We start from the raw sequence: 20,929 nt of genomic DNA on the forward strand, positions 1-20,929 counted from the left end.
ACGAAAGTATAAAGTCGGAAAATCGGTTTGGTTACTGAATGCTTGCTACCTTTGCGGTATGAATTACCTATCTGCAGAAAATATATCGAAGTCCTTTGGCGATAAGTGGCTGTTTAAGGGCATGACGCTGGGCTTGAGCCGAGGCGATAAAGTGGCGCTCATTGGGGCCAATGGTACGGGAAAAACGACGTTAATGACCATTTTGGCGGGGCTCACCCCACCCGACGAAGGGGTAGTGAGTGTCCGAAAAGACATTCGAGTAGGGTACCTCGACCAAGCACCCGATTTTGACGGTCAGCTTCCTGTTATTGAAGTGATTTTTTCGGGTAAAAATCCCGTGGCGGCGGCGGTCAAAGAATATGAACGGGCTTTGTTGCTAGGCGATGATGCCGTGTTGGCGCGCGCCATTGAGCAAGTCGATTCGCTGGAAGCTTGGGATTTTGAGGCAAGGGTCAAGGAAATTTTGGGAAAACTAGGCATTTATGATGTTGAGGCAAAAATCGGGACACTGTCGGGCGGGCAGCGCAAGCGCGTCGCATTGGCCAAAGTGCTCATCGAAAGTCCTGACTTGGTGATTCTGGATGAGCCTACCAACCACCTCGACTTGAGCATGGTTGAGTGGCTTGAAAATTACCTCAACACCCAAAACACAACGCTCCTTTTGGTAACGCACGACCGTTATTTTTTGGATACGGTGTGTAATGTCATTGTTGAACTCGACAACGGAAATTTATATACTTACAAAGGCAATTACGCTTACTTTTTGGAGAAAAAAGCCGAGCGAGAAGCCGTAGAAGCGTCCGAAATCGACAAAGCGAGGAACTTATACCGCAAAGAACTCGACTGGATTCGTCGCCAACCCAAAGCGCGTGGAACCAAAGCCAAGTACCGCGTCGATGCGTTTGAAGATACCAAAGAAAAGGCACATCAGCGCAAATACGACAACCAAATTGAGCTAAATATCAAATCGACGCGGCTGGGAAGTAAAATTGTGGAATTGAACAGTGTTGGTAAAAAATACGGTGATAAAACCATCATCCACAATTTTTTATATACCTTCAAAAAAGGTGACCGTATTGGGATTGTGGGGAAAAATGGTGCAGGGAAGTCAACGTTGCTCAACATGATTACGGGCGAACTCCGTCCCGACAACGGCCAAGTCGTACGCGGCGATACGGTGCAGTTTGGCTATTACACACAATCGGATTTAGAGTACAAAGACGGCCAACGGGTGGTGGATTGGGTCAAAGACGTGGCCGAGGTGATTCGCTTAGGGACGGGCCAAACCGTGACGGCTTCGCAGTATTTGCAGGCATTTTTGTTTCCGCCCAATAAGCAAGGAACAATGATTGAAAAATTGAGCGGGGGCGAAAAACGCCGCTTGCAGCTTTTGCGTGTTATGATGCACGAGCCTAATTTTTTGATTCTCGATGAGCCTACCAACGACCTCGACATCACGACGCTGAACGTGCTTGAAGAGTTTTTGATGAATTTCCCAGGCTGTTTGGTGATTGTTTCTCACGACCGCTATTTCCTTGACCGTTTGGTAGATCACTTGTTTGTATTTGAAGACAACGGTCACATTCGCGATTTTCCAGGGAATTATACCGATTATCGCAATTTCTTAGCCGAAAATAAAGAGCAAGCAGCCGCTGCCAAACAGACGGTTGCAGCCCGTCCGCAGGCTACGTCGGCTACGCCTGTTTCGGCACCTGCCAAGCGCAAATTGTCGTTTAAAGAACAACGTGAATTTGAAACGTTGGAAAGCGACATGGCGAAGTTGGAAAGTCAAAAAGCGGATTTTGTCGAAAAAATGAACGGTGGAGTTGGCTCGCACGAGGATTTTGCCACGTGGGCCAAAGCCGTGGAGCGCATTACCGAAGAATTGGAAGAAAAAGAAATGCGCTGGTTGGAGCTGAGTGAGTTTATGTAATCCTCACGCCTCAACGTACTGTATCTACGCTTCAGGCATTCTTTTTATGGGATGCGACAACAAAAAAATAGCTTTGAGGGTCTTTTTCCCTTAAAGCTATGACCTTCTTTGGAAATCTTGCCCTTTTGTTGGCACTTATTGGCTACTTCAGTCTGGCTACCATGGCTGGGAAACCCACACCTGGCGGAGATGCGGGCGTTGGTCATGCCTTTGCGTTGTTGTTTGCTTATGCCGCCGTCGCTGTTGGAATCACCATTGCTACGGCGTTGGTATTTTGGAAGGGTGGCCTTGGTTGGGTTTCCGAAAAACCGTCTCTTCGCAATGCGTTGGTTGTTTTGGGGTGGACATCGGTGATGGTTTTTAGCTTTTTTGCAGCCATGAATGGCGACGGTGGCGCACCGTGGATTATGCGTTTTTTGGGTAAATACGTCGCTGTTTGGGCTTTGCCGCCTTTATTGGTAGTGGGTTTTGTGCTTGTCAACCCTTGGCTGCAAAGTGTCATTCCAAACGTAATTTGGCAATGGGCGCTCAAAGGAACGGTGGTGTTTTGTGCCGTATGTTGTCTGGCAATAATAGGTGAATGGCTTGCCAATATTCCCGTTCAAGCGGCTCAACGCGCCGAAGCCGCTACCAATGAAGAAGTACAACGTAAGCAACAGTTTTTAAAAGAAATAGAAAATACCGACGCTCAAACGTCGTTGGTGACGATTTTGGTATTTACCAACAAATACCAAGATACCGAAGTCAGAAATGCCGCCTTGGCCAAAATCAAGTCCAATCCACAGTGGCAACAGTACCTTGTCAGTCGCTTAGAAACGCCTTGGGCGGGCGAGGTTTTTGCTTTTTTAGCCGATAACGACGTCCCCGACAAAAGTTTGTTTTTCAGGTCAATCGAAAAAGGAATCTTGGAAATGGCCAAGCAATTTGAAGATGGAATGCGCCGAACGCACACGTTTTACGATGGACAGTTTTATTCGGAAACGGAAGATGTACTTGAAACCATTGCCAAATTTGAAGGCTCAGAAATAAACTACGTTCCTGCGGTTCGGAAGCTGCGAGCGGCCTTGGATACACCGCTCGAAAGCTACCAAAATCGGGCCAACTTACGGTGTATTCCTGTCTTGGATAAGTGGCTCAAAAAGCACGCGCATTAACTTTCCTTTGGACTATTTTTTAACACCTGCATAGTAGAAAAAAGTACCTTGAGTGTCGGTATGGCTAACCTTTAACACTTTTGAGCGCACTTCTTTTTTTCCGTTAAACCACTTTCCCTCCTCGTACGTCCCAATTTGTTGGTTTTGGTAGCGCAACGAAAACCCGCCTGACACGGCCACCGCCGAAATGTTTTCGAGGGTAGTGGTAGCTGTTTTTGGGATAAATGTGGTGCGTACCAAACGGTAACTTCCATCCGAATTTTTAAGAATATCAAGACGAGGAAGTTGATTCACGTCGGTAATAGCAACGCACAATGGATCTAAGAAAGCATTGGTTTGGTAGGCCCCTTCAAGCACGTTTGGGTCTTGGGTAACGGTTTCGCGCTGGCAATTTGTGAGCAACAGCACCGCGAACAATAACAGAGATAAGTATTTCATTGGCGTATCATTAAGGGTTTTGAATACGACGCATTGACGTACAAAAAAGTTGGAACTTACGCTTTAATAACCAAAACCAACGGCTGGAAAGTATAAATCTACGCTTCAAAAAAGCATAATTGAGTACCCTGTTTATCTCCCTTACTTTTGAACCAACAATCAGTTTTATCCTCTAAACACTCTTTAATCAACTACAGCAATGGAAGCAAAATTTTGGTTCGACTCATGGGACAAGGGCGGTTTTTACACGAGTTTTCACCGTCGCGACATTCATCCGTTTGTTTTAACATACTTTACCCCCAGCGAATTACGCGGTAAAACTGTCCTTGTTCCTTTGTGTGGCAAAAGTCTTGATATGGTCTATCTCGCGGCTTTTGCCGACAAAGTCATCGGAGTAGAGCTTGTTGAAAAAGCCATCATTGAGTTTTTTGAGGAGAATAAATTATCGTATCACCAACCAGACGAAGAGACGTACGTTGCAGGCAATATTACCTTACTTAGAAAAGATTTTATGGCGCTTACGCCCGAAGACCTCGGCCCCATCGACTGGGTGTATGACCGTGCTTCGCTCGTAGCGCTGCCGCTCGACATGCGCCACGAATACCTGCGCGCCATCGACCGCCTCACTGACGTAGGTACTCAGTCGTTAGTAATCACACTCGAATATTTCCCCTTGATTAATTCCGCGCCGTTTAGCATCACTGCCCAAGAAATGGATGACTACTACGGACTGGGTCATTTTATCAACCATGCCGAAAGCCCGTTGTTGATGCAGCATGGAATGGTACGCCGCTGGAACTTAGAGTATTTGTACGAACATGGCTTTATTTTGTCAAAACATACCAATGGGGTGATTTTGGAGAAAAAAAACCTTGTTCAACCGCTGCACTATGAGCTAAATGCCGTAGGTTAGGGTTTTTGAACTCCCATGAGTGCTTTATACAACGAACTTGCCAAGGTCTATGACCAAATGTACCAGCAGCTCTTTGATTATGACCAAGAGTTTGCCTTTTATCACCAGCAATTACAAAACGCCACAGCCCAGTCGGTACTCGAACTGGGCTGTGGCACAGGGAATCTAGCCCAACGGTTTTGCGCCGCAGGCTACGACTATTGGGGCATCGACCTGAGTGAGTCGATGGTAGAATTGGCTCGGCAGCGCGTTCCCAAAGCCAGCATTCATGCGGCTGATATGTGTAGTTTCGAGCTGGGGCGTACCTTCGATATGATTTGTATTACGGGTCGGAGTATAAGTTATTTGCTTCACAATCAGGATGTAGAGCAGTGCTTTGCTTCGGTTGCTCGCCATCTTGCTCCTCAAGGAAAATTTGTCTTTGATGCCATCGATGCCGCTGCTCTTTTTGACGATTTTCACCAAACCCGAACCGACGAAATTACCGTAGGTACGTATCGAAGACTGAGCCGAAGTACGCCAAATTTGTCCACGGGTTGGACGTGGAACTGGGTATCGGATTATTACGAAGGAGACAGATTGATTGGTCAAGACGAAGTGACATTGCGGGCTTTTTTGGTAGAAGAACTTCGATTGTTACTAACTCGAAATGGCCTCACCCTAAGCCAGATTCTCGACAAAGACGCTTATGCTTGGAAAGACGCTTATTTTATTGCCCACAAAAAACGCTGACAGTGATTGCCAGCGTTTTTTGTATTATCGTGAAAAGGGTTGCTCACAACCCGATGATATGCTATTAATTAGTTGAGCATAAATTTTAGTGTATTTGTAGTTTATATCGCTTCGGAGAAGCGCAACCTTTGTAGTAGTAGAGGGGGCATCCATAAAACCCTTTTGCTTCGGAGAAGCATAACAAAGCAACAAGTTATGCTTCTCCGAAGCAAAAATTAAAAAATCACCTGCTGTTACTACAAATGTTGCGCCTCTACCGAGGCTACTTTGAATTACTCTAAAACTTTTGCTTTATTACTTAACAAGCCTAGAACTTGAAGTTGAGACTTGCGTTGAAAATAGCCCCTAGCTGGCTAAACTGCGAACCATCGTAAGTCACGTTTGAGTAGCGTCCGTTGAACGTAATCAAGTTGTACTGGTCCCAGTATTTGGCCGATGGTACGTTGTTTTTGGCCTCAAAACGCGTGCGAGTACCTGTTTTGAGGTCAACAAAATCCCATTTTGGCATGACACTGAATAAGTTAGTGGCATTGAGTGTCAATGTGGCTTTTGACGTAAACGGAATCGTAATGCTCAAGTCAGTAACCACGGCTGGCACAAACTCCGTATCGGTATTGTCATCCAAGCCATTTTGGTGGAAACGAGTGGGGCCAAACAAGGTATTGTTGAGGTTGAACATAATCTTCTTGAGCGCGTAGTCAAGGCCAAGAATTGTTTTGTACTTAGGACGTGACGAAAACAAAAGCGCATCTTGTGTGCGGTCAAACACCGACTTGCCCGCATCGGCAATCAACTTCGTATTTTTTACTGACGTATATTTATTCTCGAAGGTGTAATTACCTGCCAAATTGACCGACAGCTTTCCTGGGCCAAGGAGCAAATTGCGTTGAGATACCACAAAGTCAAGTCCCGATGTTGTTGTATTTAGGGCATTTGAGAAGAAGCTTACCGCCACAATACCGTTGCTGGTCAAGATTTTATCTAAAGCGGTATTGCCCGCTGTTGTCCCCGCAATTTCCGAACCAAGTACGATACGGTCTTTCACTTTGATGTTATAGTAATCCAACGTAATGCTCAAGTTTTTGTTAGGGTTCAAGCCCAAACCAAGCGTGAAGTTGGTCGATTTTTCAGGCGTAAGTTTAGGTACCCCCAACGCAAATGCTTGCGGACTTACGTTGTTTACGATACCTTTTGTTTGAATACCTTGGCCAGGCACAAAGCTTGCTTGCGCCAACTGTTGGTAAATTTGATGCAACAACGGCGCGCGGAAACCCGTAGAATACGACCCACGAATGGTTACTTTATCGTTGTTGAATTTATAACGGCTACTGATTTTGAATACGTTGGCATTTCCAAAATCGCTATAGCGTTCGGCACGGAATGTACCATTGATTAAAAAATCGGGAGTAATATCATAACCTAAGTCCACGTATCCCCCGAAGTTGAAACGCGTGTTTGTTCCTGCGTTGTTAGGTGTTGTGCCTGGGAAAGAGTCGGCGCCTGAGCCTACGTACGAAGAAGTATCTCCTTCAAACACCGTAAATTTCTCCATCCGAAACTCCGACCCAATGGCAAAGCTAAGTTTGTCAGAGAGCTGTTTGGAAAGGTCAATGTTTCCTACGTTGTGCGAGAAGGCATAGCCGCCTGGTTTAAAATAAATAGGGGAGTTTTTACCCAAACTACGGTTGCGGGTATTTGACACCGTATAAAGTTGCTTGTTGCCACCCGTGGTAAAGCTCAAATCGGTTTTCCAGCCGTTCTTTTCGCTACGTACCCCCATCGTTCCGTTGTAGTCGTTCAAATCACCTTGGAAGGTCGGTACGTAACCTACGTAAGTTTGACCCGCAGGGGTAAGAAGTCCGTCGTCGGTCGTACGCCAGTAAGGTGTGCGGTAATTGGCAAAGCTGTTTACTTTTTTGTAAACGTAAGCAGCGTTAAAATAAAACTCCGAGTTTTCGCCGACAGGTACTCCGCCGTTTACCAAAAACTTCGCGGCCGTGTTTTCAGGTTGGCCGTTGACGTTTCCTGCGTCGGGGAATTTGGCCAAAAATGCTTTTACGGTGGACAAATCAGCCCCAAATCCCAGGTTGCCATCGGCTTCGGCTTCAGCGCTTACTGTGCCTGGGCGGTTGGCCAAGGCGGTACGACTGAAGTCGATGGTGTAGTTGATGTACCCATTGCCAAAATTTGACCCATTGTTTACCGCAACCCCAACGTGTTGGCCATCGCCTTTGTGGGTGATACCCGTCGTAAGGGTAGCCGAACCGTAGTCAAATTTATCTTTTAGGATAATGTTCATTACCCCCGCAATCGCGTCCGAACCGTACTGTGCCGACGCGCCGTCGCGCAAGATTTCTACGCGCTTGATGGCTTGCTGAGGAATCGCCGAAATGTCCGCTCCACTTTCTCCCCGTCCTGGTGAGGTTTGGATGTACATCAACGCACTGGTGTTTTTACGCTTTCCGTTAATCAAAATCAACGTACGGCTTGGCCCCATGTTACGAATTTCGTAAGGGTCAAGCAGCGATGTCGCATCGTTGACGGGCGTATTGACGGTGTTAAACGAAGGCACGCGGTATTGAAGGGCTTTGTCAAACGTCAATTGACCCGTAGTACGCAAATCGGCTGCCGAAAGAATATCAATCGGGAGTGGTGTATCGGTCATGGTACGTTTTGATGTACGGCTACCTACTGATACAATTACCTCGTTCAACGACTGCACACTCGGTACTAATTTGACGTCGATTTGGGTTTGGCTACCTACCGCAATTTCCTGCGTTGCAAAACCCACAAACGAAAACGACAGCGTCCCGCCAGCGTCAGGAACGTTGATTTTGTATTGGCCTTGTGCGTCGGTTACTACCCCTTGGTTAGTCCCTTTGAGGGCAATACTTACGCCTGGCAGTGCTTCCCCTTTTTCGGCATCTACGACTTTTCCCGAAATCGACTTATCTACTGCTTGCACCATTTCAACCGTTGGAACAGCGCTTTCCACTGTCGAATTTTGCGGAGCTCCGCCTAAGTTCATGGCGCCCTTCTCGGCTTTTTGGGCAATGATATAACTTCCGTTATGGCTCTTCTTAAACTGAAGATTGGTGTTTTGAAGGATTTTACTGAGGTTATGTTCCAAGTTACGGCTGTAATTAACGGCATCCATTGACACCGAATAGCTACTTACGTTTCGATCAAAGAACAAAATGTCGCTTTTGTAATGGTTCTTCAAATCATGAAGCGCTTCTTTGAGCGACTTCTGAGCGGCGGCCGCAGTTGTTTTCATAGAGGCGCTGGCATGAGCGCGGGCAAGCAATTGAGCTGTGCTAGGGCTGTTGGCGCCTAGTACCATGCCTGCCATTAACATCATAGGTAAGTGTTTTTTCATAAGGCAGTGATTGTTGATTGGTTATAGATTTGTTTCTGAATAAATGATAATCTCATTTCCTTCGTGACGGTAGCGCAAATTGGCCGCTTCCGAAAGTGTTTCGAGCAATTCGCCAGCATTTTGGGCCGTAAACGAACCCGATACCGTCCAAGAACTTAGCTCTTGATTTTCGATGCGGACTTTTACCCCAAAGTTTTCGAGAAATAAGTGCGTAATGTCGTCCAACGGCGTTTCGTCAAACACAAAGCGGTGCTCTTTCCATGCTACGTATTTTTCGGGTTCACTGGTTACAGTTTGTTTCAGCTGGTTTTGCGGGTCAATCATTACCAAATCGCCAGGCTTCATCGTTACTTCTTTGGGCGTAGTGCCTTGGCGGTAGCGTAGCTGTACTTTTCCTTTGTTCAAGATTACTTTAGCACCTCGTTCACGGCTGAAGACCGTAAATTCAGTACCGAGCACCAAGACCTCGAATTTGCGATTGGTTTTGACAATAAAAGGCTGGTGTGTGGCGGTATGAACCACCGAAAACGCTCCTTCGCCTTGCAGGAATACTTCACGGGTATGGTCGCCAAAACCAAAACGCGGTACTCGGAGCGAAGAGTTGGCATTGAGCGTAACCTGACTTCCGTCGTCCAAGCGAAAAGACGAAGTTTGGCCAAAAGCGGTGCGGTAGGTTTTATACAAAATCGTGTCTTGTTTGAGCCAAGCCGTCAAGCCCAAGGCCGCTACGACAGAAGCCGCCGCCCACCATTGAAAAGGTTTAAAAAATGTTCTTGATTTCGCAGTAGGAAAATGAGCTTCCTGAATACGAGCAAAATGAGTTTGAAGTGCTTCTTCTACATCGGGAACAAACTGCGGGTTTTGCTGCTCCCATCGAACAAGGGCGGCGTAAAATTTTTCTAGATTTTCGGAATACTTCACCCATTCGTCAATCTGTTGTTTTTCAAATACCGTCGCATTGCCCGCTAGGTATTTGCCCAACATGTCATCGGTTATGTGGACGTTTGTGGATTGCATTTGATTATGACCATTTATCGCGTAGGGTATCGCGTAGTTGTTTAAAGGCTTGGTAAAGGTGTGCTTCCACAGTACGAGACGAAACCGACAATTCTTCGGCAATCTCGTGGCTCCGTTTGCCATCGAAGCGGTTCATCAAATAAATCTGACGGCGCTTGATGGGCATGGCATTGATGGCATTCTGAATGTCTTGGTAAAGTTCTTCGTACTGCGTGATGGAGTCGGGGTGTTGTGCTTCGTGGGTACTTACCGACGCGGCATTTTCGAGGGCGGTTTTGCGCTGCATTTCCCGTCGTACGTAATCAAAACAGCGATGTCGGATGGTAGTAAATAGATAAGCCCTAAACGAAGTATCTATTTTTTTGTAAAGTTGTTCGCTGTGAAATTCGTAGAAAATATCCGACACCAAGTCTTCGGCAATGGCCTTTGAAGAAACAAATCGCAGCGCATGGCTACAAAGGGGAGTGTAATACAGCCTAAACAGCAAGGCAATGCCTGCATCGACACTTTGGCCGAACGCTTGCCTTACCCTATCCTCTACTTCTAGCGATAGGTTTTTAGGGGCTTCATCATTGGTTATCTGCCAAAAAGGAGTTCGTTCGGAGTTCGGCTTTGGTTGCTCCATTTGGTTTTTTTAAAGAGGTCAGTTTAAGGCATAGACGATTAACGAGTTTAAAATACTTAGTGTGAATAAAATTTTTTTTGGGTAATTTACAAAAAAAGGGACGTTTGTGAAAAACGCCCCTTTTTAATTTTATAAACTAGAAAATAGTTTATAATGATATTTTTATACTGTAAATGCTGATTTATGGCAAATTTGCTTTGGTATGATTTATGTTGGGTTTTTCCCCTAAAAATAAACCAATCAGACACGTTACACGTCGCAAATCAACACACATTTTTTCAAAGCTTCTAGCATTCCTGCTTTGTCTTTGGCTTTTGGTACAAATTCTTGTCCGATGTATCCTTTATAACCCGAGGCCACAATCGCTTTCACAATGGCAGGGTAATAAATTTCTTGGGTATCGTCGATTTCGTTACGACCAGGGTGCCCGCCTGTGTGGTAGTGACTGATGTATTTACCATAGCGTTGAATGTTGCGAATATGATCGCCGCTCATGCTTTGCATGTGGTAAATGTCGTACAAGAGTTTGAATTTCTCAGACCCCACCATTTCGCACAGTACTGCTCCCCATTCTACATTATCGGCTTGATAATCGGGGTGACTAGCGCGTGAGCTCAATAACTCCATCGTGAGGGTTACGTTGTATTTTTCGGCCAACGGAATCAGGCGTTTAAGCCCTTTTTGGCAATTGAGCAATCCTTGATAATCGCCCAAACCACGGCGGTTTCCTGAGAAACAAATTACGTTGGTGATTCCGTACTCTTGGGCTTGGGGCAATAATTCTTCGTAGCATTTTACGATGATGTCGTGATTTTTAGGGTCGTTCAAAAAACTACCTAAGCCCGTTTTTTCAGGCCAAGGGTCGGCCCATCCCAAGGCAGAGGTCAAGCCGTAGTTTTTCATAATCGCCCACTCTTTGGGTCCTGTTAGCTCAATCGACTCAATGCCCATGTCTTTGCTGGCTTGGCAAAGTTCTTCGAAGGGGATAGAGGCGTAGCACCAGCGACTTACTGAGTGCTTGATATTTCCTTTGAGTTTAAGGGGGGCGTGCGCTTCAGCAGAATCGACAATAGCAGGAATCGTAGCCGCCGAAGCTCCTAAGGTTTTGAGGGCATCGCGGCGAGAAAGGTTTGATTTCATTGGTTACAATGGTAAGTGTTGCTTGTGCCATTTTTTTACACCTACAAAAGTGCCTTTCCCTGTTAAATTACTGCTAACGTAGCACATTACCTTTCAACCCATTTGCTGTCAGGCTGTTGTCAAATAAAACGATTATGGATTATTTGGCGACAGGAAGCTGAGTGCTGATGGCAATTCGATTCCAAGAATTGATAACGACCGCCACCATGATGAGTTGGGCAATGCTTTTTTCGTCGTAGTACTTTTGGGCATTTTGATAGGTAGCCTCCGACAAGCCTCCTTGGTGAATGAGCGTGATGTCTTCGACAACGGCCAACGCGGCTTTTTCTTCTTCCGAAAAAAGGTCGGTTTCTTTCCACGCATCCAATAACAGTAACCGTTTGGCGGTTTCGCCGTTTTTTAGGGCGCTGGTAGCGTGCATGTCGATACAGAAAGCACATTGGTTGAGCTGCGAAGCCCTTACTTTCATTAATTCTTTGGTCGTAAGTGGAATGTTGGTGTTTGCAAGGGTAGTTTCAACTCCGTACATGGCTTTCCATGCTTCGGGAAAAGCGTTCTGAATTTTTACTCGATTGCTCATTTTTACCTTTGTTTATGATGTTTGAAATGATGGTACAAAGGTGAGGCAACAACGGTAAAAAAAACTTAAACTGGTTTAAGAAATGCTTTTTTTCCTGATTTCGCTTAAATATTCGGGAGTAAAACCGAGGTAGGAGGCAATGAGGTATTGCGGAACGCGCTGAAGGAATTCGGGTTGGCTCTTCCGAAAAAAATGGTACAGCTCTTCGCTAGAGTGCTCGTGCCGAAATTTGAGGCGCTTTTGAGTAGCGGCCAATGCTCTTTGATAAACGCATCTAAAGTATTTTTCCATCGCAGGGTGGGCTTCCAGCAGCTTGTCGTGGGCATCCCGAGGAAGTGCTAATACCTCCGTATTTTCGACTGCCTGAATGTAAAACTCCGCAGTCGTCTGACTGATAAACGAGAAAGTATCAGTCATCCACCAGTTTTCGATGGCAAATTCGGTGGTTTGTTCGACGCCCTTTTCGTTGATAAAATACTTCCGTAAGATTCCCTTGGTTACAAAATAGGTTGTCTTGCAAATTTGCCCTTCGTTCAATAAATTTTCCTTTTTTTTGAGCGTTTGATGTTTGAAATAGCCGAAAATTTCGGCCATTTCGTCATCGCTAATGGAAACAAATTTATTGATATGTGCTTGTAGCAAGGGAGACATGTTGTGAAACACCTAGGAGTTAGCTTTCACGCCCCACCAAAAAATCGGCAAAATCGAGCAAAGGCTTTTTGCGTGCTTCGGCTACGGGCAGGTTTTGCAAAACGTCAAAACCATGGGCAAAATACGCATTGGCCTTGGCTTCCGCAATTTTGTCAATCCCCAGTTGGGTATAAATATCGGTCACGGCAGCTACTTTGGTGGCGGTGTCGTACGTACCTTGTTCCTGAGCCAGCCAGTAGTGAAGTTGTTCTTTGGTTTCCCCTTCGGCCAGCAAAAGGGCTTCGATGAGCATAAACGTTTTTTTGTTGGCAATGATGTCGCCGCCGACTTGCTTACCAAATTTCTCGGGGTCGCCATACACATCCAGCAAGTCATCTTTTAACTGAAAACCTAGCCCCATGCTTACGCCCGCGTCGTAGAGGGCTTGGGTGGTGGCGTCGTCGGCTCCTGCAATAATTCCGCCCAATTCCATGGCAAAACCCAGCAAAACAGACGTTTTGAGGCGAATCATTTCGATGTATTCTTCCTGCGACACGTCGGTACGCGTCTCAAAGTTCATGTCAAACTGTTGTCCTTCGCATACTTCTGCCGCCGTCCGATTAAAGCGTTTGATGACTTTTGGTAAATGGACGGGTTCTACGTCCAACAAAAGTTCATAGGCATTGACCAGCATTACGTCGCCCGACAAAATTGCCGTATTGGCGTTCCATTTTTCGTGGACTGTCGGTTTGCCACGGCGCAAAGGCGCGCAGTCCATGATGTCGTCGTGCATGAGCGTAAAATTATGAAACACTTCGACGGCCACGGCGGGTTTGAGGGTTTTCTGCCAATCATCCGTAAAAAGGTGGGCCGAGAGTGTTGTCAAAAGAGGTCGTAAACGTTTGCCTCCCAACGACATGATGTACTGAATAGGTTCGTATAATTCGATGGGGTTTGCTCCGTAGGTGGTGTTATCGACTTGCTTGCCAATGGCCTCTAAGAAAGGTTGAAACGTCATGCTATAAATAGGAATAAAAAGCTTTGAAGCCCAAAATAAGGGAACTTATACGTATAAACGGTGGCTGGCCAAAAAAGTTTTGAGGAAATTATGTAAAAACCTTTGGCAAAGTCCCCAACTTTGGCAAAGTTCGCGAACGTACCACCCACAAGCTTGATTTTATGCTACGTCCTCTACAAACCCTTTTTTTTGTCTTTATTGGCAGTTTTTTATTGACAAGTTGTGCTACTTCCCAAACCAAATCGACGGCCAAAGTTAACAACGCACCGCCTGCTACCAAGTGGGGAGAGTTGGTGAGTAATTCGGCCGTTTTTCGTCAAAACCATACGGGATTTGCCTTGTATGACCTCGAAAAACAAGAAACCGTAGCCGAATACCAAGCCGACCGCTATTTTACACCCGCTTCCAACGCCAAACTTTTTACGCTCTACGCGGGGCTATGTATGCTCGGTGACTCTATCCCCGCCTTGCGCTATACCACCAAGGGTGATTCGCTGATTTTTTGGGGAACGGGCGATCCCTCTTTACTTCATCCCGATATGCCTGCCTCAAACGTTTTTGCTTTTCTGAAAAACTGGCGCGGCCATTTGTTTTATTATCCTCACAATTACACAGGCAAGCGCTTCGGGGCGGGTTGGTCGTGGGCCGATTATGCCGACTACTACCAAGCCGAAATTTCGCCTTTACCTTTGTATGGTAACGTCGTGCGCTTTACCAACAACACCGTGAGTCCGCGTACGTTCAAAGACAGTTTGCGCACGGCGGCTTGGTCCGAAAAATTCAAACTAGCGCGCGACGAATTTGCCAACAATTTTTACTCGATGGGTTGGCCTACCAAATCGTTTACCGAAGATTTACCCTTCCGAGTCGCCAACTCCACCATGGCCTATTTGCTTTCGGATACGCTCAAAAAAGAAGTTCGATTGTTTCCAAAAACAGCCCTTGGGCCACAGTTCAAGACACTTTACAGCTTGCCTATCGATACCCTCTACCGCCGTATGTTGCAGGTGAGCGACAACATGTTTGCTGAGCAAATTTTACTCTTATGCGCCTCCCAAATCGACCCGAACAACGAAGGCATCGACGCTACGAAAGCCATTGAGCACGTTAAAAAACAGTTTTTGGCCGACCTCCCTGACGAGCCTATTTGGGAAGATGGTTCGGGCTTATCGCGCTACAATTTGTTTACGCCTCGTTCGGTGGTGAAATTATTGCAAAAAATACATGCGAAAGTTCCTCAGCAAGAACGCCTCTTTGGGCTGATGGCCATTGGTGGAAAAGCGGGAACCATTCGGAATCAGTACAAAAGCAAAACGCCTTTTGTTTTTGCCAAAACGGGTTCGTTGGCCAACACGTATTGTTTGAGTGGTTATCTTCGTACCAAAAGTGGCAAAACGCTGATTTTTAGCTTGATGAACGGAGCTTATATCAAAAAAACGGCCGAAATTCGTGCAGAAGTAGAGAGAATTTTGACCGAAATTCACGAAAAGTACTAGACGTAATTACACGTATGACAGTCAACGAACACATAAAACAGTCGAATCAAGGGCGCAACGCACAGTTGTTGGAACAAAAATACGAACGCATGTCGGAGGGGCTGTTCTTATTTTTTCGGGCAACTTCATCGGTCTTTTTTCAAGACTTTGCACAGCATTTTTCGACCACCGACCCGACCCGCGTTTGGGGGTGTGGGGATTTGCATTTGCAGAATTTTGGTACTTACAAAGCCGAAAATCGCTTGGTTTATTTTGACATTAACGATTTTGATGACGCCGCTCTACTGCCCGCTACTTGGGAGCTGGCACGGATGCTCACGAGCCTTTACATCGCAGGGGAAGAGTTGGATTTGGAACCCGAAGAAAACGAACAAATGGCGCTCGCGTTTTTGGATAGTTATACCAAAACCCTGGTCTCGGGAAAACCCATCGACATTGAGAGGCGTATTGCCACAGGCATGTTGGCCGAGTTTTTTGATCAACTCGAAAAACGCCGCCGCAAGGATTTTATCAAAGCACGTACTGTCAAAGTAGAAGGTGAACGCAAACTCAACCTCGAAAATGGCAAGGTGTTGCCTATATCGGCGCAGAAGCGTTCAGAAATCGAAACGTTGCTAACGGCTTGGCTTCAACAACACCCCAATCCGTTTTTTACCCGTATTTGTGACATCGGTGTGCGGCTTACGGGAACGGCCAGTTTGGGCTTAGAACGTTACGTGATTTTGGTCGAAAATACGAAAGAGAAACAGTATTTGCTCGATCTCAAAGAGGCAAGAACGTCCACGCTAGCACCGCTTTTGCCGCTTTCACAGCCTACTTGGCCTACTGAAGCCGCTCGGATTGTGGGTATCCAAAGTCGGGTCAACAATGTACTACCAACCTTGTTTTGCGAAATCGTAGGTCAGGGAAAATCGTTTGTGTTGAAAGAACTTCAACCCGAGCAAGACAAGCTAGATTTTCATTTGTGGGACGGCGAGCTGGAAACGCTCGAAGACTTGATTCGAACCACGGCCGTTATTGTTGCCTCGGGGCATTTACGAAGTGCAGGGCGTCAAGGTTCGTCGATTGCCGATGAGCTGATTGACTTTGCGAAGCAACCGCAGTGGCAGCAAGACCTACTCACGTTTTGCCGCGAATATCCTAACAAAGTTCACCAAGATTATTTCGCTTTCTGTGAAGCGCATGAAGAGGGTTTTTTTGAATGATGTCGCCCATTATTCACTTTTTTGATGAAATAGAACGGCTTCCCGAGGAAGCCAAAGCGCTCATTGCCCAAAAAGCCAAGCTTCACCGATTTGCCAAGGGAGAAATCATTTTTCAGCAAGGCCAAGTCTGCCACCATATGTTTTTTATGGTGTCGGGCTTGGCGCGCGTTTTTCACGGAAAAGAAGACAAAGAAGTGGTCGATTGGCTAGCGACACAGGGAAATCCTTTTACGGCCATCGATAGCTTTTATGCTCGGCAGCCCAGTCGATATACGATTGAAATTCTGGAAGATTCGCAGGTGTATTCCATTGGGTATGATGACTTAGAAGCACTTTGTCGGCAGTTTCACGTCGTGGAGCGCATCGCCCGTTTGGTAACAATGGAGCAGTTTTTGATTTTACAAGAACGCGTTGACATGATTCAGTTTCAAAATGCCCAACAGCGGTACGACACCTTCCTTCGCCGCTTCCCCGACCTCAGCAACCGTCTCCAACTGACGCATATTGCCTCCTATTTGGGAATTACTCTTGAAACCTTGAGCCGTATCAGGGCCAAATATTGATTTTTTGACATTTGTCAAATGAAGTGTTAGGCGCTTTCTAGACTTTTGGAGGTATAAACACTCGCCACCATGGACAAAACAAAAAGCCTTCACCGAATTTCGGGAATCATCATTGCCATCTTTGCCGCAGCCCACCTTTTTAATCACGCAATGGCGTGGTATGGCATCGAAACGCACCGCGAAATAATGGAAGCCCTGCGCAACATATACCGCCAGCCCGTTGTTGAGACAGTACTTCTGTTGTGCTTTGGTTTTCAAGTATATAGTGGCATGAAGCAAGCGGTGGCCCTTAGAAAAATGCCTCATTTGAGTTTAAACGACCGTTTGCAAATGTACGCGGGTTTAGCTTTTGCGTTTTTTATTGTCCAACACATTGGGGCAGTAGTTGGGCAGCGTCTCTACTTTGGTACCAACACCGACTTCTATTTTGCGGCTCGGGTAGTGTTAGAAGCACCTTTTAAGTATTACTTTGTCCCCTATTATTTTTTGGGAATCATGGCGTTGGGCGTCCACGTAGCAGCCACGCACCGTAAAAAAATCGCTGGAATGGTGGGCGAAAAGCAAGCTACGTTTCATGGTTTAGTCATTACTGCCTTGGCTTTTTTTACTGCGATACTGATTTTGTATGTTTTTATGGGAGGGCGTTATGAGATTGCTATACCTAAAGTGTAGGAAGTGTATGGAGGTTTAGCATCATGTAGCCTCACTGAGTTTTCTGTGTACTTGGAGTAATAAACCGAGATATGAAAATTTTGTATTCTGAAATATAAACTTTCAAATAGCAAGATTTTTAGATAAAAAATTGTAATATGAAACCTTTTGGTTATTTTTGAAAAAAGGAAATGACTAAAAATGATACTCCGTACCATCGAACCACAATTGTTGGAAGCATTAGAAAATATGCCTGCTGTGGCGTTATTGGGCCCACGACAGGTAGGAAAGAGTACTTTAGCCCACAAAATTGCGGATGTTTACACTCAAAAACCCAAACTACTGCTTGACTTAGAATCCGAATTCGACCGTACTAAACTCACCAATCCTGAAGCGTATCTTGCTCAATTCGGAAACCATCTCATTATCATTGACGAAGTACAACGCCAACCCGAACTTTTCAGTACATTGCGTGTGCTGATTGACCAACGCAAGCGAGCAGGCGAGCGAGCAGGTCAGTTTTTACTGTTAGGTTCTGCATCCAGAGATTTGTTGCAACAAAGTTCTGAAAGCTTGGCAGGAAGGATTCGATACATGGAGTTGAGTCCTTTTCAAATAGACGAACTACCCGAAGAGCCTTTGGAAAAACGTTGGCTCAGGGGCGGCTATCCCGATAGTTTTTTGGCACCTAATGACCAAGAAAGTTGGAATTGGCGAGGCGATTTCATCGAAACTTACGTAGAGAGAGATATTCCACAGGTAGGTTTTAGGGTTTCATCGGCTCGTATGCGGACTTTCTGGAAGATGTTGGCACAGCTGCAGGGGCAGCAAATCAATCTTTCGATGCTTGGCAAATCGCTGGAAGTGAGTCATACCACTGTCAGGAGTTATCTGGATATTTTGGGCGAGCTTTTTATGGTGAGAGAATTGCCCCCCTGGTCGGGAAATACGCGAAAGCGATTGCTTAAATCACCCAAGGTGTATATCCGAGACAGTGGTTTGCTACACCGCCTCGCCATGATTACCGACCTTGACGCGCTCCTTGGGCATCCGTTGGTAGGTTTCTCGTGGGAAGGGTTTGTGATAGAAAGTATTCTCAGCCATTTGAGTAATCAATGGCAGGTTTCCTACTATCGTACCGCCGAACAGACCGAAATAGATCTTATTTTGGAAAATGCTACCGAACGCTGGGCCATTGAAATAAAAAGAAACCTAACCCCCAAAGTGCCTGCGGGCTTTATTCGGGCTGCTGAAGACATCGAAGCCACTCATCGATGGATAGTATATAGTGGTTTTGAGCAATTTCCGATGCCACACCACACTACAGCCATTGGGTTAAGGGCATTTTTGGCGCTCTTGAAACGGAGTTAACGTTGAGCAAGCCCAAAGGTGTACTTGGTGGTAAAAAGAATAGAACAGAACAAGGCAAAAACCTAAACAGATTCTATAAAAAAAAACGGGCACCTGAGAGGTGCCCGTTTTTTTGTTGTATATGAAAATCTTAATGGAAGAAATCCTTCATTTTTTCAAAAAAACCTTTCTCATTTTTTCCAGGTTTAGGCTGGAAGTTGGGAGAGTTGCGGAGTTTTTCGAGCAGGGCACGTTCGTCGTTGCTTACCTGTTTTGGCGTCCAAATATTGATGTGAATCAACTGATCACCACGGCCGTAGCCATTGAGTTCTTTGATTCCTTTTCCTTTCAAACGCAAAATTTTACCGCCTTGAATACCCGCTTCAATCGGTACGCGTGCTTTGCCGTCGAGGGTAGGGACTTCAACGGCTGTTCCTAATGCGGCATCAATAAAGCTAAGGTGCAAGTCATACACCAAGTTGTTGCCATCGCGCTTCAACTGCTCGTCTTCTTCTTCCTCTACGACAATCAACAAATCTCCTGCGATACCGCCACGTGGAGGCACGTTTCCTTTGCCACTCATGGAAAGCTGCATTCCGTCGGCTACTCCGCCAGGAATTTTGATGCTAATTAAATCCTCCTCTAATACCCGTCCTTCACCTGCGCAAGCTTCACAACGTTCGGTGACAATTTTTCCGTCTCCGTTACACGTAGGGCAAGTGCTGGTCGATACCATTTGGCCGAGCATCGTACTTACTACTTTACGTACTTGGCCGTTTCCGTTACACGTATGGCAGGTTTTAAGTGAGCCGCCATTTTTAGCGCCGTTGCCGCCGCAAGTGTTGCAACTTACGTAGCGTTTTACTTTGATTTTTTTATCAGCTCCTTCGGCTACTTCGCGAAGGTCTAATTTGAGTTTGATGCGGAGGTCGGTTCCACGACGGACGCGACGGCCACCGCCGCCACCACCACCGCCAAACATATCCCCAAATGGCGACGAATCGCCAAATATATCCCCAAACTGAGAGAAAATATCGTTGATGTCGAAACCTTGGCCACCGCCAAAGCCGCCGTTTCCGCCCATGCCTGCGTGCCCAAACTGGTCATAACGTTTGCGTTTTTCGGCATCACTGAGCACTCCGTAGGCTTCGGCAGCTTCTTTAAATTTTTCTTCTGCCGACGGGTCGTCAGGATTTTTGTCAGGGTGGTATTTGATAGCCAACTTACGGTAGGCTTTCTTGATTTCATCCTCCGACGCCCCTTTGCTTACGCCAAGAATTTCGTAATAGTCTCTTTTTTGTGCCATTATCTTAACTGCCCACTACCACTTTTGCGTAGCGAATCACTTTTTCGTTCAAGAAATATCCTTTTTCTATTTCGTCAATCACCTTGCCCTTTAAGTCTGCACTAGGGGCAGGGAACTGCGTAATCGACTCGTGTAGATCCGCATCAAATACTTCCCCTTTTGCCGTCATTGGTTTTAGACCTTTGGCTTCCAGTGTTTTGGAGAACTTGTTGTAAATCAACCCAACACCTTCTTTCAACGGGGCAATTTCGTTGACCGTTTCAAAAGAAGCCATCGCGCGTTCAAAATCATCAACGACTGGCAGTACTGCCTTCATCAATTCTTCATTGGCATTTGAAATAAGGTCGAGTTTCTCTTTGGCAGTACGGCGGCGGAAGTTTTCAAAGTCGGCGTATAAACGCAAATATTTGTCTTTCAATTCCGTTACTTCTGCTTCCAATTTTTCTGTTTTGGTTACTTCCGTTTCTTGCGCTATTTCTGTAGCCTCTTGGGTAGGCGTAGTTTCTTCTGCCACAATCTCTTCGTTTTGGATTGGTTCGTTCTCGGTTGTCATATTTTTAAAAATACCTTTATTGCTCTTTTTTATAACTACAAATATCTAAAATTTCTTTGCCACAGTAGCCAAAACTGACAGATTGGCAGATGGGGTATTGTGCCTATTGTGTCAAGGGCTGCTCACAACCCGCTTGAGAGGGTGAAACATAAACGGGAAGCCTTAAAATAAAAAATATACTATTTTATTGTAGTTTTTTAAAAAAAAGCGCACTTTAGCATTGCACAATCGCACTTCTATTTTTTT

19 protein-coding genes are annotated in these 20,929 nt (G+C 45.8%); 9 read left to right on the forward strand and 10 right to left on the reverse strand.

Annotated elements, in window-relative coordinates; genetic code table 11:
- The first annotated feature begins 58 nt into the window (after positions 1 to 58).
- Complete coding sequence (locus FHS57_RS00420) at positions 59 to 1,933, forward strand: ABC-F family ATP-binding cassette domain-containing protein (protein WP_183970897.1); 1,875 nt, start codon at positions 59 to 61, stop codon at positions 1,931 to 1,933.
- A gap of 98 nt (positions 1,934 to 2,031) precedes the next feature.
- Positions 2,032 to 3,087, forward strand: coding sequence for a hypothetical protein (locus tag FHS57_RS00425; RefSeq protein WP_183970898.1), 1,056 nt, complete (start codon positions 2,032 to 2,034; stop codon positions 3,085 to 3,087).
- Between the two features lie 12 nt (positions 3,088 to 3,099).
- Here the strand turns inward: FHS57_RS00425 and FHS57_RS00430 are convergent, their stop codons facing one another.
- Entirely contained in the window at positions 3,100 to 3,525 is a 426-nt protein-coding gene (locus tag FHS57_RS00430) for a hypothetical protein (RefSeq protein WP_183970899.1), read from the reverse strand.
- Positions 3,526 to 3,724: 199 nt separating this feature from the next.
- Between FHS57_RS00430 and FHS57_RS00435 the strand changes: the two genes are divergently transcribed.
- Both FHS57_RS00435 and FHS57_RS00440 read left to right on the forward strand, forming a co-directional pair.
- Positions 3,725 to 4,438, forward strand: coding sequence for a class I SAM-dependent methyltransferase (locus tag FHS57_RS00435; RefSeq protein WP_183970900.1), 714 nt, complete (start codon positions 3,725 to 3,727; stop codon positions 4,436 to 4,438).
- Between the two features lie 15 nt (positions 4,439 to 4,453).
- On the forward strand, positions 4,454 to 5,170 hold the full coding sequence (locus FHS57_RS00440) for a class I SAM-dependent DNA methyltransferase (protein ID WP_183970901.1): 717 nt from the start codon (positions 4,454 to 4,456) through the stop codon (positions 5,168 to 5,170).
- 307 nt (positions 5,171 to 5,477) lie between these two features.
- Here FHS57_RS00440 and FHS57_RS00445 read toward each other — a convergent pair whose 3' ends face one another.
- From FHS57_RS00445 to FHS57_RS00475, 7 genes are all read right to left on the reverse strand, one after another.
- The gene (locus FHS57_RS00445; protein ID WP_229601228.1) at positions 5,478 to 8,549 is read right to left on the reverse strand and encodes a TonB-dependent receptor; all 3,072 of its coding nucleotides are present in this window, start codon (positions 8,547 to 8,549) and stop codon (positions 5,478 to 5,480) included.
- A 21-nt stretch (positions 8,550 to 8,570) separates the two neighbouring features.
- Positions 8,571 to 9,566 (reverse strand): FecR family protein, encoded by a 996-nt coding sequence (locus tag FHS57_RS00450; protein WP_183970902.1) that lies wholly within the window; start codon positions 9,564 to 9,566, stop codon positions 8,571 to 8,573.
- A gap of 4 nt (positions 9,567 to 9,570) precedes the next feature.
- The gene (locus FHS57_RS00455) at positions 9,571 to 10,191 is read right to left on the reverse strand and encodes an RNA polymerase sigma-70 factor (protein ID WP_183970903.1); all 621 of its coding nucleotides are present in this window, start codon (positions 10,189 to 10,191) and stop codon (positions 9,571 to 9,573) included.
- A 249-nt stretch (positions 10,192 to 10,440) separates the two neighbouring features.
- The gene (locus FHS57_RS00460) at positions 10,441 to 11,331 is read right to left on the reverse strand and encodes a hydroxypyruvate isomerase family protein (protein WP_122934063.1); all 891 of its coding nucleotides are present in this window, start codon (positions 11,329 to 11,331) and stop codon (positions 10,441 to 10,443) included.
- A gap of 139 nt (positions 11,332 to 11,470) precedes the next feature.
- Positions 11,471 to 11,911, reverse strand: coding sequence for a carboxymuconolactone decarboxylase family protein (locus FHS57_RS00465; RefSeq protein WP_183970904.1), 441 nt, complete (start codon positions 11,909 to 11,911; stop codon positions 11,471 to 11,473).
- A 75-nt stretch (positions 11,912 to 11,986) separates the two neighbouring features.
- Complete coding sequence (locus FHS57_RS00470) at positions 11,987 to 12,562, reverse strand: Crp/Fnr family transcriptional regulator (RefSeq protein WP_183970905.1); 576 nt, start codon at positions 12,560 to 12,562, stop codon at positions 11,987 to 11,989.
- 19 nt (positions 12,563 to 12,581) lie between these two features.
- Positions 12,582 to 13,559, reverse strand: a complete 978-nt coding sequence (locus FHS57_RS00475; RefSeq protein ID WP_183970906.1) for a polyprenyl synthetase family protein — start codon at positions 13,557 to 13,559, stop codon at positions 12,582 to 12,584.
- Positions 13,560 to 13,720: 161 nt separating this feature from the next.
- Between FHS57_RS00475 and FHS57_RS00480 the strand changes: the two genes are divergently transcribed.
- The 5 genes from FHS57_RS00480 (at position 13,721) to FHS57_RS00500 (ending at position 18,845) form a co-directional block, all read left to right on the forward strand.
- A complete protein-coding gene (locus tag FHS57_RS00480; protein WP_183970907.1) occupies positions 13,721 to 15,055 on the forward strand; it encodes a D-alanyl-D-alanine carboxypeptidase/D-alanyl-D-alanine-endopeptidase in 1,335 nt (444 codons plus the stop codon).
- 14 nt (positions 15,056 to 15,069) lie between these two features.
- A complete protein-coding gene (locus FHS57_RS00485; RefSeq protein ID WP_183970908.1) occupies positions 15,070 to 16,260 on the forward strand; it encodes a DUF2252 domain-containing protein in 1,191 nt (396 codons plus the stop codon).
- Complete coding sequence (locus tag FHS57_RS00490; protein WP_183970909.1) at positions 16,257 to 16,823, forward strand: Crp/Fnr family transcriptional regulator; 567 nt, start codon at positions 16,257 to 16,259, stop codon at positions 16,821 to 16,823. Before FHS57_RS00485 ends, FHS57_RS00490 begins: the two co-directional genes overlap by 4 nt.
- A 69-nt stretch (positions 16,824 to 16,892) precedes the next feature.
- On the forward strand, positions 16,893 to 17,495 hold the full coding sequence (locus FHS57_RS00495; protein WP_183970910.1) for a hypothetical protein: 603 nt from the start codon (positions 16,893 to 16,895) through the stop codon (positions 17,493 to 17,495).
- Positions 17,496 to 17,675: 180 nt separating this feature from the next.
- Positions 17,676 to 18,845, forward strand: a complete 1,170-nt coding sequence (locus FHS57_RS00500) for an ATP-binding protein (RefSeq protein WP_183970911.1) — start codon at positions 17,676 to 17,678, stop codon at positions 18,843 to 18,845.
- A 130-nt stretch (positions 18,846 to 18,975) separates the two neighbouring features.
- Here the strand turns inward: FHS57_RS00500 and dnaJ are convergent, their stop codons facing one another.
- Positions 18,976 to 20,130 carry a molecular chaperone DnaJ gene (gene dnaJ, locus FHS57_RS00505; protein ID WP_183970912.1) on the reverse strand — a complete coding sequence of 385 codons (1,155 nt, stop codon included), beginning with the start codon at positions 20,128 to 20,130 and terminating at the stop codon, positions 18,976 to 18,978.
- A 4-nt stretch (positions 20,131 to 20,134) separates the two neighbouring features.
- The gene (locus tag FHS57_RS00510; RefSeq protein ID WP_183970913.1) at positions 20,135 to 20,683 is read right to left on the reverse strand and encodes a nucleotide exchange factor GrpE; all 549 of its coding nucleotides are present in this window, start codon (positions 20,681 to 20,683) and stop codon (positions 20,135 to 20,137) included.
- Between the last annotated feature and the right edge of the window lie 246 nt (positions 20,684 to 20,929).

This window comes from Runella defluvii, from assembly GCF_014195535.1.
GTDB classification, from domain to species: domain Bacteria; phylum Bacteroidota; class Bacteroidia; order Cytophagales; family Spirosomataceae; genus Runella; species Runella defluvii.

Coding starts and splice junctions, on each gene's coding strand:
- FHS57_RS00420 (WP_183970897.1), top strand. CDS start 59: ATGAATTACCTATCTGCAGAAAATATATCGAAGTCCTTTGGCGATAAG.
- FHS57_RS00425 (WP_183970898.1), top strand. CDS start 2,032: ATGACCTTCTTTGGAAATCTTGCCCTTTTGTTGGCACTTATTGGCTAC.
- FHS57_RS00430 (WP_183970899.1), bottom strand. CDS start 3,525: ATGAAATACTTATCTCTGTTATTGTTCGCGGTGCTGTTGCTCACAAAT.
- FHS57_RS00435 (WP_183970900.1), top strand. CDS start 3,725: ATGGAAGCAAAATTTTGGTTCGACTCATGGGACAAGGGCGGTTTTTAC.
- FHS57_RS00440 (WP_183970901.1), top strand. CDS start 4,454: ATGAGTGCTTTATACAACGAACTTGCCAAGGTCTATGACCAAATGTAC.
- FHS57_RS00445 (WP_229601228.1), bottom strand. CDS start 8,549: ATGAAAAAACACTTACCTATGATGTTAATGGCAGGCATGGTACTAGGC.
- FHS57_RS00450 (WP_183970902.1), bottom strand. CDS start 9,566: ATGCAATCCACAAACGTCCACATAACCGATGACATGTTGGGCAAATAC.
- FHS57_RS00455 (WP_183970903.1), bottom strand. CDS start 10,191: ATGGAGCAACCAAAGCCGAACTCCGAACGAACTCCTTTTTGGCAGATA.
- FHS57_RS00460 (WP_122934063.1), bottom strand. CDS start 11,331: ATGAAATCAAACCTTTCTCGCCGCGATGCCCTCAAAACCTTAGGAGCT.
- FHS57_RS00465 (WP_183970904.1), bottom strand. CDS start 11,911: ATGAGCAATCGAGTAAAAATTCAGAACGCTTTTCCCGAAGCATGGAAA.
- FHS57_RS00470 (WP_183970905.1), bottom strand. CDS start 12,562: ATGTCTCCCTTGCTACAAGCACATATCAATAAATTTGTTTCCATTAGC.
- FHS57_RS00475 (WP_183970906.1), bottom strand. CDS start 13,559: ATGACGTTTCAACCTTTCTTAGAGGCCATTGGCAAGCAAGTCGATAAC.
- FHS57_RS00480 (WP_183970907.1), top strand. CDS start 13,721: ATGCTACGTCCTCTACAAACCCTTTTTTTTGTCTTTATTGGCAGTTTT.
- FHS57_RS00485 (WP_183970908.1), top strand. CDS start 15,070: ATGACAGTCAACGAACACATAAAACAGTCGAATCAAGGGCGCAACGCA.
- FHS57_RS00490 (WP_183970909.1), top strand. CDS start 16,257: ATGATGTCGCCCATTATTCACTTTTTTGATGAAATAGAACGGCTTCCC.
- FHS57_RS00495 (WP_183970910.1), top strand. CDS start 16,893: ATGGACAAAACAAAAAGCCTTCACCGAATTTCGGGAATCATCATTGCC.
- FHS57_RS00500 (WP_183970911.1), top strand. CDS start 17,676: ATGATACTCCGTACCATCGAACCACAATTGTTGGAAGCATTAGAAAAT.
- dnaJ (WP_183970912.1), bottom strand. CDS start 20,130: ATGGCACAAAAAAGAGACTATTACGAAATTCTTGGCGTAAGCAAAGGG.
- FHS57_RS00510 (WP_183970913.1), bottom strand. CDS start 20,683: ATGACAACCGAGAACGAACCAATCCAAAACGAAGAGATTGTGGCAGAA.